Genomic DNA, 14812 nt, shown 5'->3' on the forward strand with positions numbered 1-14812 from the left:
GGAACAAAGACATTTACCGTGGCGATTCTGCTTATTCCACCGTGTACTGCGTAAACAACACACCGACTACCAACTGTCCCAACGGCCAGTTCTGCGATGGTCAGCGCATGTTGCTGTACGTGTATAAGCTGGAAACCGACGAGCTGGTGTTATCTTCCAACGGTACGTTTACCCGTACCGAGTCGTACAAGTATGCACCGGTAGACTGGGCGGCATCCGCCTGCGGCGCGCTGGCATATAAGAACAGTAATACTACCCGCCAGGAAACAGGCGGCTGGTCGTACGACGCTACCACTAAATCGCTTTACACCATCATCGATAACAATGGCGGGCCGGGCCTGGAAACGTTTACATATCGTAAAAACGAGGTACTGGAAACGAAAGGCAACCAGTTCATCTTGAAAGACGAATACAACACATTCGAATACACGAAGAAATAGTCGCAATGCTTAAGTAGCCGGCTTTATGTCCTGCGGTAGATACTGACGCTAAAAACGTTACAGGTGTAACTAACCCGGATACTCTCGCTGAAGGGCCGTAGGCGCAACTTCGCAGGAGAAGGTGGCTGGCAGGAAGAATTCCTGAAGGACGGGATTTCCCCGTCCTTTTCTATTGCTACGAACAGGTAACAATTGTATGCTCAGGTTGATATCATAGTGTTCACTTCACTTTTAGGAATTGTTAACTTAAATCCGCTATGAAGAAGTACCTGTTGATGGTCTGCCTGGCAGTAGCCGGCATCATGTCCTGCGCCAAAGAGAGCAGGCAACGGTAGGAGCCGACGCTCTTTCCGATAGTATCAAAGTTTTTACGGACAGCGCCACGAAGGGACGTTTCCCTCAACTTCAGCCAATGCGCCGGTGCTGGCAGACACGGCTAACGTGGTCGTGATGGGCCGCTATGTGGTGGTCCTGCCCATGGTCATTTCCGGTAAAGCGGCTGGTTACTATGTGCGTATCGATGGGGCTAACAGCTACTTTAAAGTAGACTACACCCAACCGCGTGGTGCGCGCAAATCCAATGTGCTGGCCAAAACGGCCGAAACCGGTATGCCGAATGCAGGCGATTCTGCTATCGTACTGCAGCTGCCCGAAGGTTTTGACACCACCTTTTGCATTTCTTACGCCGCGTACGACAGTGCGGGGCACACCAGCGGGCCTGTGCAGCTGTGTGTGACCGATCTGCAGCCCGGGGCAGGAAGTGCATTGACCGGCACATGGCGTAAAATCGCCGATTCCAGCGCAGCCGGCTGGAAAGAAGATTTCTACAGCCCGGACAGTACCTTCCGGCTGTTTTACTGCGACAACGATACCCTGCGCGGGTATTGCCCGGAAGGCCAAAGATGCCCTACAGACAGCATTATGACAGAGGCCAGCCTGGTCACGAAGCTGGACCTGACATTGGGCAGTGGTGGCGCCGCAGTATTCGAGTTTGCAAGGAATTACAGTACGGCGGTATTGCCGCAATTCTGTTCCGGCCAGGTAACGTACAATGCCGGCAGCCAGCAAGTGCAAACACATTATCTATGGGCCTTTGTGTCTACCGGTAAACTGATTCTCATAAGGGAACAAACACCTGCCGGCGGCCCGGAAATTAACGTGTACCATGTGCGCCTTAACGGCAATTCCTTAACACTGTCGCAGTCCGGCGGTATTACGCAGTACACGAAAAACTAATGAACTTCAGTACTAAATAAAAAGGGGGCCTAAGCCCCCTTTTTGTCGTCGATTATATAGAACAAATACGCGTCGTTATTCTGGCTTACTGATCTCAATCACCTTATCATTATTGCCGTTGCCGGTGCAAAGGTATACGCGGCCCGCAGGCGACACACATACATCGCGTAATCTGCCGAAAGCGCCGGTGAAATAAGTTTGTGTTGCGGTTACCGTAGCGCCGTCGCTGCTCAATTGTAGTTGGTACAAACGGGTATTTTTCAGGCTGGCAACCAGTAACGAGTTTTTCCATTTAGGAATGCGGTCATTGTTGTAGTAGTCCATGCCCGAAATGGCAAAAGTGCCCTGTGTGCCGGATGACCATAGCGGTGCTTTTACATTGTTGGCTGCACAAAAGGTGTTTTCGCTGTTGGTATTGCAGGGGCCTTCGACATTTGGCCAACCATAATTGCGTTGCTTTTCAATGATGTTTACCTCATCTTCGATATTAGCGCCATGTTCCGAGGTGTACAGGGTGTTATTTACCCTTACCATTCCCTGTGGATTTCTGTGCCCATAACTCCACAACGGATTGTTAGCGATGGGATTATCGGCCGGAATGCTGCCATCAAGATTAATACGCAACACCTTGCCGTTTGGATTGGCAGTGTTTTGAGCATTGTCGCCCGCCGCGGCATCGCCGGTGGTGATAAACAACTTATCGTCCGCAATGAGTAATCGCGAGCCATTATGAATGCCGGCGGCGCCAATGTTATCCAACAGCGTGACAGGGGAGGAGAGGGCGCTGTCTTTATACGTATAACGCACCACTTTTTCTGTGTACGTGTTGCCTTTATTGTAGTTGTACACGATATATAGATAGCCGTTGGATGTGAAATTGGGGTGGAGGGTCATGCCGAGCAGGCCGCCTTCGCCGTTCTGCACAGCATCGGGAACCGTGAGCAGCGGCTTCAGCGTACCTGTTCTGGGTTCCAGGCGGCTGATGCGGCCACCTCTTTCTGTTAACCAAATGTGGTTGTCTGGTCCCCACAAAATTTCCCAGGGTTGTGTAAGCCCCTGTGCCACAGTGCGTACGCTGTCGGTAGGCCAGCCTGGTTCTTCGGGTCCCGGGGTATCACCATCCTTACCGTTGTTTTTGCCGCAACCCGCCATCAGCAGGCCTGCGGATACTACCAGGGCGCACCCGAAAAAGAATATCGTTGTTTTCATAGAAGATCGGTTATAACCGATTACAGACAATTTTTATGCCTGTGCAGTATAACGGCACAATAGTTGGTCGAACCTTTTTGACGGGAATTATGTTATAGGTTCATTATCAGTATTTTGTTTGGCAAAGCAATTACATGGTTAATCTAATTACCCCGGATGCATTTATTAACCTTCAATAAAAATCGTCATTAAAACCAAAACATGATTTTATGAAAAAACTGCACTTTCTGACCGCGGCACTGATATCCCTGAGCTCTGCAGCCATGGCCCAGACCCAAAGAGGCAATGTAATGGTGGGCGCCAACCTCCTCAACGTAACGGGTACCTTCCAGGACGGCTCTAACAGGTTCCAGCTGGGTATTTCACCAAAAGCTGCCTGGTTCATCAGGGACGGTCTCGCTATTGGTGCGGACGTGAGCCTGGGACTGGACCACAACAAAGTGGATATTTCCAAAACGACGGCGGTAAATTATGGTATCGGCGCCTTCGGTCGTTACTACATTAACGATAAGAATGTAGAGTTTTCGAAACGGAGCAAGTTCTTCCCGGAAGGTAACGTGGGTTTTACCGGCAACAACACCAAGACTAAAATTGAGGGCGCTGGGGAGAACTCAGTGGAAACTAATGGCTTAGGTATTGGTTTTGGTCCGGGTCTGGCTTATTTCATTACCCCTAACGTAGCCCCGGAGGCGCTGGTGAAGTATGACCGGGGGTTGGCTTCGGTAGCTCTACCACCAGTCACCGGGTAGGATTGAACCTGGGTTTCCAGATTTACCTGCCTTCTTCAAAAGCGAAAGAGATCTATCGCGAAGAGAAGGGAAAAATGTAATTTTTTCCAGTTTGATATAGGTTACAGGGAGGCCGGTCGTGTACCGGCCTCTTTTATTTTTACCACATCAATGTAAAAAAGATGATTGGGCTGCGCGCTGCAAGGGGGACGAATATTTTGCGAAAACGTGGGGATAAAGTGAGCGGGACATTGTGGATAACTAAAAAAGCGGTTGGAGGACGGAATTACCTGTAAATGTGTAAATTAGCATGCTTCTCATCGGGATGGTTTGTTAGCACCGGCAGATAATTTTATATTATTTTGCTATTAATCTCAATTTTCCCTCAAAAATATTTGTCCCGATTAAAAAATTGGCTACCTTTGCCCTCCCAAATTGTAAGGGGTAAATTAGAAGAAGTTCATTGCATATGTCTCAGAGAATTAGAATCAAGCTGAAGTCCTACGATCATAATTTGGTGGATAAATCCGCTGAGAAGATCGTTAAAACCGTGCGTAACACGGGTGCCGTGGTAACAGGTCCTATACCTTTGCCTACAGAAAAGAAAATTTTTACGGTACTGCGTTCTCCGCACGTTAACAAAAAGGCGCGCGAACAGTTCCAGCTTTGCACGCACAAGCGTTTGTTGGACATTTATACTTCCTCTTCCGGGACAGTGGACGCGTTGAGCAAGCTCGACCTCCCTTCTGGTGTAGAAGTAGAAATCAAGGCGTAAGGACATCGGCAGGCGGGCGAAAGGTCCGCTTGAGGTATTTGTAACGTTATACAAGAGATTTAGGTCACGCCTTCTGGGTGGCCACCAATAAAACGAGTATTTAAACCGCTCATCCTGAGGATAGCTTTGACATCCCTCAGGCGCTGGGCATAATATATCATCAATGAAAGGTATTATTGGCAAAAAGATTGGGATGACCAGCATCTTCGAAGCTAATGGCAAGCAGACTGCCTGCACCATCATCGAAGCGGGTCCCAACGTTGTAACACAGGTGAAGTCTGAAGAAACAGACGGTTACAACGCAATTCAGGTAGCATTCGGCGACAAAAAGAGAAGCACGCTACCAAAGCAGAAACTAATCACTTCGCGAAAGCACAGACCTCCCCTAAACGCTTCGTAAAAGAGTTCCGTAACCCAGACGTACAGAAAGCCCTTGGAGAAACCATCACCTGCGAAATTTTCGCTGAAGGTGAGAAAGTAGATGTAGTTGGTACATCTAAAGGTAAAGGTTTCAGGGTGTTGTTAAACGTCACGGCTTTAGCGGTGTTGGTGAAGCAACGCACGGTCAGCACGATCGTAGCAGGGCTCCCGGTTCCGTAGGCGGTTCTTCTTATCCTTCCCGCGTATTTAAAGGCATGCGTATGGCTGGCCAAACTGGTAACGAACGAGTGAAAGTTAAAGGTCTTAAGGTTCTGAAGGTATTCCCTGACAAGAATTATATCCTGGTAAGTGGTTCCGTTCCGGGCCACAATGGTTCAATCGTTTTAATCCAGAAGTAACATGACACTCGACATTTTAAATATAGAAGGTAAGAAAACAGGCCGTTCAGTAGAACTTCCTGAGGAGATTTTCGGTGTGGAGCCTAACAACCACGTTATTTACCTGGCTGTGAAACAGTATCTGGCCGCTCAGCGTCAGGGTACACACAAGGTAAAAACCCGTGCTGAAGTGAAAGGTGCTTCCCGCAAACTGCACAAACAAAAAGGTACTGGTGGTTCCCGTAAAGGTAACATCCGTAACCCACTGTATAAAGGTGGTGGTACCATCTTCGGTCCAAAACCTCACCGTTACGACATCAAACTGAACAGGAAAGTGAAAGATCTGGCTAAGATCTCCGCACTGTCTGCAAAAGCTAAAGAAAACGGCATCATCATCGTTGAAGATGTAAACTTCGAGGCTCCAAAGACAAAACAGTTCATGAGCATTCTCAAAAACCTGAGCATCAACGTAGAAGGAAAGAAAACCCTGCTCGTACTGCCTGAGTACAATGACAATGTTTACCTGTCTCTGCGTAACATTCCTACAGTTGGTGGTACTGTACTGAGCGACATCAACACTTATGACATCGTTAATACCAACTACCGGTGTTTACTGAGAGTGCTGTAAAGATCTTCACTGAAGAGCCTGCAGTAGTAGCATAAGTTGAACCGATAACTATATAATAAACAAGCTGCCGGCTGGCCGGCAGCGAAAAGCGATAAAAGATGAAACCTTCTGATGTTTTAATCAAACCGGTGGTATCTGAAAAGGTGAATAAGGCTACCGATAAATTCAACCGCTACTACTTCATTGTTGACAAAAAGCCAACAAACTGGAGATCAAAAAGCAGTGGAAGAATTTTACGGCGTAACTGTGGCCGAAGTAAACACCGCAGTAATGCCCGGCAAGAGCAAATTCCGTTTCACTAAAGCGGGATTCATTTCTGGCCGCAAGCCTTCTTACAAAAAAGCAGTAGTAACCCTCGCACAGGGTGAATCCATAGATCTGTATGCTAACATGTAATGTGCCCTATAACGGTTGAAACAACCGATATATATGGATGTATATACAGATCGACTTAATAAACTGAATTTTAAAATTCTTAGATTTTAGAAAATGGCACTGAAAAAGTACAAACCGATTACAGCCGGTACCCGTTGGAAAATCGGCAATGCGTATGCAGAGCTGACTACTGACCAACCTGAAAAGAGCCTGCTGGAGCCTATCTCCAAAACTGGTGGTAGGAACGCGCAAGGCCGCAGGTCTATGCGTTATATCGGTGGTGGTCACAAAAAACATTACCGTATCATTGATTTCAAACGTAACAAGGAAAACATCCCTGCTACTGTTAAATCGATCGAATACGATCCGAACCGTAGCGCGTTTATCGCATTGTTGTCTTATACAGATGGTGAAAAACGTTACATCCTCGCACCGCAGGGTCTGCAGGTTGGCGCTACTGTAATCGCAGGCACCGACGTTGCTCCTGAACTGGGTAACTCACTGCCGCTGAAAAACATGCCGCTGGGTACTGTTGTTCACAACATTGAACTGCAGCCTGGTAAAGGTGGCGCGATCGCAAGAAGCGCTGGTACTTATGCTCAGCTCTCGAACAAGGAAGAAAGATACGCTGTATTGAAAATGCCTTCTGGTGAGCTCCGCAAAGTACTGAACACTTGTAAAGCTACTGTAGGTACCGTTTCTAACTCCGACCACGCATTGCAATCCATCGGTAAAGCTGGTGCTAACCGTTGGAGAGGTATCCGCCCAAGAAACCGCGGTGTTGCAATGAACCCTGTGGATCACCCGATGGGTGGTGGTGAAGGTAAATCAAGCGGTGGCCATCCGCGTTCAAGGACCGGCAAATATGCTAAGGGCCTGAAAACAAGGAAGCCGCATAAGAGCTCTGATAAACTGATCATCAGCAGGAAAGGTAAAAACAAATAATATTTAAAATCCTGGTCCGGTTCCCGGATGTAACATTTGGGAACCGGTATCTGATAAACGGAATTTAAACATAATATCATGGGTCGTTCCATTAGAAAAGGTCCTTACGTAGACCAGAAATTAGAGAAGAAGGTAGATAAAATGAATGAAGGCACTAAACGTACTGTTATCAAGACGTGGAGCCGCCGTTCAACTATCACTCCTGATTTTGTGGGCCATACTTTCGCAGTACACAACGGTAACAAATTTATCCCTGTGTATGTAACAGAGTTCATGGTAGGTCATAAACTGGGTGAGTTTGCGCCTACGCGTAACTTCAAAGGACACGCCAACAAGAAAATGTAATTAGTGTAAGGTTTTAGTTTTTCGGTTTCCGGTAATATTGGATGAAACCTGAAATACAGAACCGGAACTGAATTGAAACAATTAACACGAATCCGAAACATATAACAATGGAAGCAGTAGCTAAGCTCAATAATAATCCTACATCTCCCCGCAAAATGCGTTTGCTGGCAGACCTGATCCGCGGACTGGATGTAGAGAAAGCGCTGAACATTTTGAAGTTCCATACCAAGCACCCTAGCGTACCCCTGGAGAAATTGCTGTTGTCAGCAGTTGCCAACTGGAAAGTGAAGAATGAAGGTGTTAGGGCAGAAGATGCGAACCTGATTGTAAAAACGATCTTCGTAGATGGTGGCCGCCAACTGAAAAGAATGCGTCCGGCTCCTCAGGGTCGTGGTTACCGTATCCGTAAAAGGAGCAACCACGTAACTATCGTAGTTGACAGCCGCGCATAAGCTTAAAGGAAACAAATAGTATTAAACTCATAGACAAATAAAACCAGAACATGGGTCAGAAAACAAATCCTATTGGTAACAGGTTAGGTATCATCAGAGGATGGGACTCAAATTGGTATGGTAGCAAAAAGATTTCTCTACCAAACTGATCGAGGATAACAAGATCAGGACATACCTGAATGCCCGTATCAACAAAGGCGGTATTTCTCGCGTAGTGATCGAAAGAACACTGGGTAAACTCATCATCACCATTCATACTTCCAAACCTGGTATCATCATAGGTAAAGGCGGTAACGAAGTGGATCGTATCAAGGAAGAACTGAAAAAGTTGACCAGCAAGGAAGACGTTCAGATCAACATCCTCGAGATCCGTCGTCCGGAAATCGACGCCAATATCGTAGGTGAAACAATCGCAAAACAAATTGAAAGCCGTATCAACTACAAACGTGCTATCAAAATGGCGATTGCAACTGCTCTGAGAATGGGCGCCGAAGGTATCAAGGTAAAAGTTGGCGGTCGTTTGGGCGGTGCAGAAATCGCACGTTCTGAGGAAATGAAGCAAGGTCGTGTACCTTTGCACACTTTCCGTATGGACATCGATTATGCTTCTTTGTTTGCACAGACTGTTTATGGTAAAATCGGTATCAAAGTATGGATCTGTAAAGGTGAAGTACTTGGTAAACGCGATCTGAACCCGAACGCAATCAGCGGTAAAGACGGTGAAGTTCGTGGCGGTGGTGACCGTGGCCCTCGTGGTGGCGGCGACCGTGGCGATCGCGGTGGTGACCGTGGCCCTCGTGGCGGCGGCGGCGATAGAAGAGGTGGTGGCGACCGTGGTCCCCGCAGATAGTCTTCTTCTGATTCGAAGGAAATAAACAGGGCGGTGCAAGCTGCCGATGAATTATAAATAAACTTTTTAATAACATAAACGATGTTACAGCCAAAAAGAACGAAACACAGGAAGATGCACAAAGGCCGCATCAAGGGTAACGCAAAGAGGGGTGCAACCCTTTCCTTTGGTACTTTCGGCCTCAAAGCATTGGAACCTAAGTGGATCACTGACCGCCAGATTGAAGCGGCCAGGGTGGCTCTGACCAGGCATATGAAGCGTGAAGGTAACGTGTGGATCCGTATATTCCCCGACAAACCTATCACTGCTAAACCTTTGGAAGTGAGGATGGGTAAAGGTAAAGGTGCTCCTGATCACTGGGCTGCTGTAGTAAAACCAGGCAGAATCCTTTTCGAAGCAGACGGCGTACCCTTACAGGTAGCGAAAGAAGCTATGGAACTGGCCGCACAGAAATTACCGATCGCAGTGAAATTCGTAGTACGCCGCGATTACGTAGCATAAGCCACGGGTAATTATTACTACTGACTAACAAAACAGAAAAAGATAATACAATGGCAAAAGCTAAACTGGATGTTAAGGGCTTAAGCGAGCAGGAACTGAAAGAGAAAATCTCTGAAGAAACCCTGCGCCTGAAAAAGGTTTCATTCGGCCACGCAATTACTCCCATCGAAAACCCGATGAGCATTCGCGGTATCAGAAGGGATATTGCGCGCATGAAAACTGAACTGCGCAAAAGAGAGCTGGGCTTCTAAATCCAACTGGGTAGACGCCCAGTCATGGGCCGCCCGCATAAAATATATTTTTAACCTCCCGTAAGGGAGCACGGTGGTAAAATACTTTCAAAATGACCGAAAGAAAATTAAGAAAAACCAGGGTTGGCGTGGTATCCAGCAATAAGGCGGATAAAACCATCTCCGTTGCTGTTGAACGTAAAGTGAAACACCCAATTTATGGTAAGTTCATTAAAAAAACTACCAAGTTCATGGCTCACGACGAAAAGAACGAGTGCAGCATCGGCGATACCGTAAAAATTATGGAAACACGCCCGTTGAGCAAGAACAAGTCCACGGAGACTGGTAGAAATTATCGAAAAAGTAAAATAATCAATCAACTTGTTTCAAGCTGTATGCGGATTGCCCGGTACAGCCGCTGATTAAACAACAAAAGTATTACGATGATACAACAAGAATCAAGGCTGAACGTAGCTGATAACTCTGGTGCTAAAGAAGTACTTTGCATCCGCGTGTTGGGTAACTCTGGCCAGGACTACGCAAAGGTAGGCGACAAGATTGTAGTAACTGTAAAGGACGCAATCCCCGCTGGTGGCGTTAAAAAAGGTACTGTTACCAAAGCAGTTATCGTGAGGACCAAGAACAAATTGCGCCGTAAAGACGGATCTTATATCCGCTTCGACGACAACGCAGTTGTATTGCTGAACAACGCCGACGAGCCCCGCGGTACCCGTATTTTCGGTCCGGTTGCCCGTGAGCTCAGGGATAAAGGATACATGAAGATTATCTCTCTCGCTCCTGAAGTACTCTAAGATATTAGTTGCGAAAAGGCTTATTTGGCCTTTTCGCTTTTTATTTATATCTTTGCAGCCCGTTTCTAAAAGCGAGAAAACTTATTAATCAAGCGAAACCAGCGTTTCGCTTGGCGTTTTAAACAAACAAATAATGAAAACTAGATTTAAGCCTAAGTTCAACATTAAGAAAGGCGACATGGTAGTTGTAATTGCCGGCGACGACAAAGACAGGACCAAAGCCCGTAAAGTGTTGGAAGTACTTCCCGAGAAGGCTCGTGTATTGGTTGAAGGTGTTAACATCATCACCAAACACACCAAACCTACTGCTCAAAATACCAAAGGTGGTATCGTAAAGCAGGAAGCGCCTATCGCAATCTCTAACGTTATGCTCTGGGATGCTAAAACCAGCAAACCAACCAAAGTGAGCCGTCAGAGAGAGAATGGTAAATTAGTTCGTATAGCTAAAAAATCAGGGGAGGTAATTAAATAATGGCAAATACTACATATACACCCAGGCTGGCTACCAAATACCGCGAAGAAGTGGTAAACGCGCTGATGAAAAAATTCGGCTACAAAACTGTTATGCAGGTACCCCGCCTCACCAAAATATGCCTGAACCAGGGTATTAACGGTGCGGTTAGCGATAAAAACTGGTAGATATTGCTGTTGACGAGATGACGCGCATCTCTGGTCAGAAAGCAATTGCTACTTTATCTAAGAAAGATATCTCCAACTTCAAGTTGAGGAAACATATGCCAATCGGCGCCCGTGTTACCCTGCGTGGAGTTAACATGTACGAGTTCCGGACAGGCTGATCGCTGTATCCCTGCCTCGCGTACGTGACTTTAAAGGTATCAACGACAAGGCGTTCGACGGTCGTGGTAACTACACACTGGGTGTTACCGAGCAGATCATCTTCCCTGAGATCGATATCGATAAAGTAACGAAGATCTCCGGTATGGATATCACTTTTGTAACGACTGCCCAAACCAACGAAGAGGCTTACGAGCTGCTGAAAGAACTGGGTATGCCGTTCAAAAACATCAAAAGAGATAATCAATAATATATTCGAAATAACAAGTCCCGGGCTTTGAAGAGCACGGGATTTGGGATTTTAAAACTGGAATATCAACAATTTAATATGGCAAGAGAATCCGTAAAAGCCAGAGAAAGAAAGAGACAAGCCCTGGTAGACAAATTTGCTGAAAAACGCGCTGAGCTGAAAGCCGCAGGCGATTATGCAGCACTTGACAAACTGCCCAGGAATGCTTCTCCCGTTCGTCTGCACAACAGATGCCAGTTAAGCGGTCGTCCTAAAGGTTACATGCGCCAGTTTGGCCTGTGCCGTAACATGTTCCGCGACATGGCCCTGGCAGGTAAAATCCCAGGCGTAAGAAAAGCTAGCTGGTAAGCCCAAGAGTAAAGTCCGGTGCCAGCATGCCGGCAACTAACTGATTCCTTTCCTTATCGGTTGGATATCGCATTGTAAATTTTTAACTTTTTTGAAACAATGGTTACTGATCCAATTTCAGACTTTTTAACGCGCATCCGTAACGCGCAGATGGCTAACCACAGGATCGTGGAAATTCCGGCCTCTAAACTGAAAAAACGCATCACTGAAATTCTGTACGACAAAGGCTACATCCTGAAGTACAAATTTGAAGAGGACAACAAACAAGGTTTGATCAAGATCGCATTGAAATACGATCCTCAGACTAAAGTACCAGCTATCACCGACCTGCAGCGTATCAGCCGTCCGGGTCTGCGTCAATACGCCAGCCCTTCGGAATTTAAACGCGTGAAAAACGGTCTGGGTATCTCCATCATCTCTACCTCTAAAGGTGTGATGACCGACAAAGAAGCCAAAGCGCAGAATGTTGGTGGCGAGGTAGTTTGCTACGTTTACTAAGATAATCCGGCGGCCTGAGGGCCGCTAAAAGTGCATCTGACAATTAAGCTTTCTATACGGCGCTGAACACGGATCACTTTGAACTCAACATATAACATTATAAACTGAAAAGTTATGTCACGTATAGGAAAGAGTCCTATCAAATTAGCAAGCGGTGTTACAGTTACTGTTTCTCCTGCTAATGAAATCTCTGTAAAAGGTCCTAAAGGCGAACTGAAACAGGTGCTCGACAGGGATATCAAAGTGGAAGTTGCTGACGGTACCGTTACCATCTCTCGTCCTACTGACCAGATCCGTCACCGCGCACTGCACGGTTTATACCGCGCGCTGCTGCAGAACATGGTTACCGGTGTAACTGAAGGCTTCAAAAAGCAACTCGAACTGGTAGGTGTAGGTTACAAAGCCGCCAACCAGGGTCAGCTGCTCGACCTGTCGCTCGGTTACTCTCACAATATCATCGTTGAAATTCCTAAAGAACTGAAGGTTGCGACCCTGACAGAAAAAGGTCAGAACCCTAAGATCATGCTGGAAGGTATCGACAAACAATTACTTGGTCAGGTTGCTGCTAAAATCCGCAGCCTGCGTAAACCTGAGCCGTACAAAGGTAAAGGTGTTCGCTACAGCGACGAAGTGGTTCGCAAGAAAGCCGGTAAATCTGCTGGTAAATAAGGCTACTTCTTTTCCTGAATGGGTAAAAAGAGTAATTGCATCATTTTTTAACAGTCCCCCTGCCTCGTTCTTACGGGGCAGGACACTGATCCCGGCAGCATCGGGATCTTAAATAAATAATCAAATGAATACTAAAGTAATCAGAAGGCAAAAGATCCGCTACCGTATTCGCAAGAAGGTAGGCGGTACTGCGCAAACACCAAGACTGTCTGTATTCCGTAGCAATAAAGACATCTATGTGCAGCTGATCGACGATACCAACGGTACTACCCTGGCATCAGCTTCTTCCCGCGATAAAGATATCGTAGCGCAGAAAGGCACTAAAACCGATAAATCTAAAATGGTGGGCGCTGCATTGGCTGCTAAAGCAACTGCACTGGGTCTGACCAAAGCGATTTTCGACAGAAGCGGTTATCTGTACCATGGTCGTATCAAGGCTGTAGCTGAAGGCGCCCGTGAGGGAGGTCTGCAACTCTAAATCAAGCTCCGCACCGGTTGACGTAAGGAGGCCGGGTGTTTAAAGCATAATTCTGACATCGTAATTCTTATTAAAACAAATGGCAAAGAATTCATTCAATAAAGTAAAAGCTGGAGACCGGAGCTGAAGGAAAAGGTGGTAGCTATCAATAGGGTTACCAAAACTACCAAAGGCGGTCGTACTTTCAGCTTTTCTGCCCTGGTGGTTGTAGGCAACGAGAACGGGGTGGTTGGTCACGGCCTGGGTAAAGCCAAAGAGGTTCAGGAAGCAATTACCAAAGGCATCGATGATGCTAAAAGAACCTGATTAAAATACCGGTAATGCACGGTACTATTCCTCACGATCAGCTGGCTAAAGAAGGCGCTGCGAAAGTGCTGATCAAACCTGCTGCTCATGGTACAGGTGTGATCGCTGGTGGTTCTATGCGTGCCGTTCTGGAAAGCGCTGGTATCACCGACGTGTTGGCGAAATCTCTGGGTTCTGCTAATCCTCACAACGTGGTAAAAGCTACCTTCAAAGCACTGGGCCTGCTCCGCGAGCCGGTTGCTATTGCTAAAACCAGAAGCGTATCTTGAAAAAAGTATTTAACGGATAATCCGGTTCGTTTGTAATGTCCTGTAACGGTGCATACCAGTTGCAGTCGTTGTATCGAACTTCAAACTTTTGAATAAAAATGGCAAAGATCAAGATCACTCAGGTAAAAAGCGGCATCGACCGTCCCGAAAGGCAGAAGCTGACGCTGCAAGCCCTCGGCCTGAGAAAAATGAACCAGTCTGTAGAAGTAGAAGCTACTCCTCAGATCCTCGGCATGGTGCGTAAAGTAAATCACCTGGTAACCGTAGTAGAAGTTAACGGTTAATTTTTAATCGTTTCTATAAACTTATTACCTAACTTTACTATTATTGCACTCCGCGATAGTACACAATTAATTACAATACGCGAGCGGTTTGATTTCCGCGTAAGTAAAAAAATTAGAGCAATGAATCTGCATAACTTGAAGCCTGCACAAGGCGCTGTACATAAAGAGAAACGTTTGGGTCGTGGTGAAGCTTCCGGTAAAGGTGGCACCGCTACGAAAGGTAACAAAGGCGCACAGTCTAACACCGGTTACTCTTCCAAAAGAGGTCACGAAGGTGGTCAGATGCCTATCCAACGCCGTCTTCCTAAGCGTGGCTTTATCAATAACAACCGTGTGGAATATAAAGTGTTCAACATCGGTCAGATTGAGCAGATCATCGAGAAATACGGTCTTCAGGAGTTCTCTCTCGAAACACTGTACATCAACGGTCTGATCAACAAAACCGCCCAGGTGAAAGTGCTGGGTCATGGTGAGTTGAAAAGCAAAGTATCTCTGAAAGTGAATGCCATCAGCGAAAAAGCTAAACAAGCTATTGAAGCTGCCGGTGGTTCAGTTGAACTGGTATAAGTTTTTACGATAGAGAAGACGCCTACGGAGTAGTGCGTCTTCTCGTATTTTGCAAGCGCTATTA

28 protein-coding genes and 1 pseudogene are annotated in these 14812 nt (G+C 46.6%); 28 read left to right on the top strand and 1 reads right to left on the bottom strand.

What is annotated here, in order from left to right; all coding sequences use genetic code 11:
* Positions 1–41 precede the first annotated feature (41 nt).
* Positions 42–440: a hypothetical protein gene (locus MKQ70_RS35050; RefSeq protein ID WP_248080023.1), complete on the top strand. Its 399-nt coding sequence runs from the start codon at positions 42–44 to the stop codon at positions 438–440.
* A gap of 420 nt (positions 441–860) precedes the next feature.
* Positions 861–1676 carry a hypothetical protein gene (locus MKQ70_RS35055; RefSeq protein WP_248080025.1) on the top strand — a complete coding sequence of 272 codons (816 nt, stop codon included), beginning with the start codon at positions 861–863 and terminating at the stop codon, positions 1674–1676.
* A 75-nt stretch (positions 1677–1751) separates the two neighbouring features.
* On the opposite strand, the gene MKQ70_RS35060 is transcribed toward MKQ70_RS35055, so the two are convergent.
* Positions 1752–2885, bottom strand: coding sequence for a PQQ-dependent sugar dehydrogenase (locus tag MKQ70_RS35060; RefSeq protein WP_248080027.1), 1134 nt, complete (start codon positions 2883–2885; stop codon positions 1752–1754).
* 209 nt (positions 2886–3094) lie between these two features.
* Between MKQ70_RS35060 and MKQ70_RS35065 the strand changes: the two genes are divergently transcribed.
* The 26 genes and pseudogenes from MKQ70_RS35065 (at position 3095) to rplO (ending at position 14748) form a co-directional block, all read left to right on the top strand.
* Positions 3095–3634 (top strand): outer membrane beta-barrel protein, encoded by a 540-nt coding sequence (locus MKQ70_RS35065; RefSeq protein WP_248080029.1) that lies wholly within the window; start codon positions 3095–3097, stop codon positions 3632–3634.
* 448 nt (positions 3635–4082) lie between these two features.
* Positions 4083–4388 (top strand): 30S ribosomal protein S10, encoded by a 306-nt coding sequence (rpsJ, locus tag MKQ70_RS35070; protein ID WP_248080031.1) that lies wholly within the window; start codon positions 4083–4085, stop codon positions 4386–4388.
* Positions 4389–4551: 163 nt separating this feature from the next.
* Positions 4552–4788, top strand: a complete 237-nt coding sequence (locus MKQ70_RS43570; protein ID WP_248080033.1) for a hypothetical protein — start codon at positions 4552–4554, stop codon at positions 4786–4788.
* 169 nt (positions 4789–4957) lie between these two features.
* Positions 4958–5167: pseudogene (locus MKQ70_RS43575) on the top strand (50S ribosomal protein L3); the annotation flags it as partial.
* 1 nt (position 5168) lies between these two features.
* Positions 5169–5774, top strand: a complete 606-nt coding sequence (gene rplD / locus MKQ70_RS35085) for a 50S ribosomal protein L4 (RefSeq protein ID WP_248080035.1) — start codon at positions 5169–5171, stop codon at positions 5772–5774.
* A 222-nt stretch (positions 5775–5996) separates the two neighbouring features.
* Positions 5997–6170, top strand: a complete 174-nt coding sequence (locus tag MKQ70_RS35090) for a 50S ribosomal protein L23 (RefSeq protein WP_248080037.1) — start codon at positions 5997–5999, stop codon at positions 6168–6170.
* Between the two features lie 93 nt (positions 6171–6263).
* Complete coding sequence (gene rplB, locus MKQ70_RS35095) at positions 6264–7094, top strand: 50S ribosomal protein L2 (protein WP_248080039.1); 831 nt, start codon at positions 6264–6266, stop codon at positions 7092–7094.
* Positions 7095–7172: 78 nt separating this feature from the next.
* On the top strand, positions 7173–7439 hold the full coding sequence (gene rpsS, locus MKQ70_RS35100; protein ID WP_248080041.1) for a 30S ribosomal protein S19: 267 nt from the start codon (positions 7173–7175) through the stop codon (positions 7437–7439).
* Positions 7440–7546: 107 nt separating this feature from the next.
* Positions 7547–7891: a 50S ribosomal protein L22 gene (gene rplV, locus MKQ70_RS35105; RefSeq protein WP_248080044.1), complete on the top strand. Its 345-nt coding sequence runs from the start codon at positions 7547–7549 to the stop codon at positions 7889–7891.
* Between the two features lie 187 nt (positions 7892–8078).
* Entirely contained in the window at positions 8079–8741 is a 663-nt protein-coding gene (gene rpsC, locus MKQ70_RS35110) for a 30S ribosomal protein S3 (RefSeq protein WP_248081857.1), read from the top strand.
* A gap of 81 nt (positions 8742–8822) precedes the next feature.
* The gene (gene rplP, locus MKQ70_RS35115) at positions 8823–9242 is read left to right on the top strand and encodes a 50S ribosomal protein L16 (RefSeq protein WP_244837286.1); all 420 of its coding nucleotides are present in this window, start codon (positions 8823–8825) and stop codon (positions 9240–9242) included.
* Positions 9243–9292: 50 nt separating this feature from the next.
* On the top strand, positions 9293–9493 hold the full coding sequence (rpmC, locus tag MKQ70_RS35120) for a 50S ribosomal protein L29 (RefSeq protein WP_248080046.1): 201 nt from the start codon (positions 9293–9295) through the stop codon (positions 9491–9493).
* A gap of 92 nt (positions 9494–9585) precedes the next feature.
* Positions 9586–9894, top strand: a complete 309-nt coding sequence (gene rpsQ, locus MKQ70_RS35125; RefSeq protein WP_248080048.1) for a 30S ribosomal protein S17 — start codon at positions 9586–9588, stop codon at positions 9892–9894.
* A gap of 21 nt (positions 9895–9915) precedes the next feature.
* Positions 9916–10284: a 50S ribosomal protein L14 gene (rplN, locus tag MKQ70_RS35130; RefSeq protein ID WP_248080051.1), complete on the top strand. Its 369-nt coding sequence runs from the start codon at positions 9916–9918 to the stop codon at positions 10282–10284.
* A 133-nt stretch (positions 10285–10417) separates the two neighbouring features.
* A complete protein-coding gene (gene rplX, locus MKQ70_RS35135) occupies positions 10418–10756 on the top strand; it encodes a 50S ribosomal protein L24 (protein ID WP_248080054.1) in 339 nt (112 codons plus the stop codon).
* On the top strand, positions 10756–10923 hold the full coding sequence (locus MKQ70_RS43580; protein ID WP_443657868.1) for a hypothetical protein: 168 nt from the start codon (positions 10756–10758) through the stop codon (positions 10921–10923). The genes rplX and MKQ70_RS43580 overlap by 1 nt, the downstream gene beginning before the upstream one ends.
* 17 nt (positions 10924–10940) lie before the next feature.
* Positions 10941–11081, top strand: a complete 141-nt coding sequence (locus MKQ70_RS43585) for a hypothetical protein (RefSeq protein ID WP_443657869.1) — start codon at positions 10941–10943, stop codon at positions 11079–11081.
* Positions 11082–11119: 38 nt separating this feature from the next.
* Positions 11120–11329: a hypothetical protein gene (locus tag MKQ70_RS43590; protein WP_443657987.1), complete on the top strand. Its 210-nt coding sequence runs from the start codon at positions 11120–11122 to the stop codon at positions 11327–11329.
* A 78-nt stretch (positions 11330–11407) separates the two neighbouring features.
* Positions 11408–11677: a 30S ribosomal protein S14 gene (rpsN, locus tag MKQ70_RS35145; RefSeq protein WP_244837282.1), complete on the top strand. Its 270-nt coding sequence runs from the start codon at positions 11408–11410 to the stop codon at positions 11675–11677.
* A gap of 99 nt (positions 11678–11776) precedes the next feature.
* Complete coding sequence (gene rpsH, locus MKQ70_RS35150) at positions 11777–12175, top strand: 30S ribosomal protein S8 (protein ID WP_248080056.1); 399 nt, start codon at positions 11777–11779, stop codon at positions 12173–12175.
* Positions 12176–12289: 114 nt separating this feature from the next.
* Entirely contained in the window at positions 12290–12844 is a 555-nt protein-coding gene (gene rplF, locus MKQ70_RS35155; RefSeq protein WP_248080058.1) for a 50S ribosomal protein L6, read from the top strand.
* A gap of 124 nt (positions 12845–12968) precedes the next feature.
* Positions 12969–13322: a 50S ribosomal protein L18 gene (gene rplR / locus MKQ70_RS35160; RefSeq protein ID WP_248080061.1), complete on the top strand. Its 354-nt coding sequence runs from the start codon at positions 12969–12971 to the stop codon at positions 13320–13322.
* 135 nt (positions 13323–13457) lie between these two features.
* The gene (locus MKQ70_RS43595) at positions 13458–13628 is read left to right on the top strand and encodes an uS5 family small ribosomal subunit protein (protein ID WP_443657870.1); all 171 of its coding nucleotides are present in this window, start codon (positions 13458–13460) and stop codon (positions 13626–13628) included.
* A gap of 14 nt (positions 13629–13642) precedes the next feature.
* On the top strand, positions 13643–13897 hold the full coding sequence (locus MKQ70_RS43600) for an uS5 family small ribosomal subunit protein (RefSeq protein ID WP_443657871.1): 255 nt from the start codon (positions 13643–13645) through the stop codon (positions 13895–13897).
* A 98-nt stretch (positions 13898–13995) separates the two neighbouring features.
* On the top strand, positions 13996–14181 hold the full coding sequence (gene rpmD, locus MKQ70_RS35170; protein ID WP_248080063.1) for a 50S ribosomal protein L30: 186 nt from the start codon (positions 13996–13998) through the stop codon (positions 14179–14181).
* Between the two features lie 120 nt (positions 14182–14301).
* Positions 14302–14748, top strand: coding sequence for a 50S ribosomal protein L15 (gene rplO, locus MKQ70_RS35175; RefSeq protein WP_248080065.1), 447 nt, complete (start codon positions 14302–14304; stop codon positions 14746–14748).
* The last annotated feature ends 64 nt before the right edge of the window (positions 14749–14812 follow it).

Source organism: Chitinophaga sedimenti, from assembly GCF_023156195.1.
Lineage (GTDB): Bacteria > Bacteroidota > Bacteroidia > Chitinophagales > Chitinophagaceae > Chitinophaga > Chitinophaga sedimenti.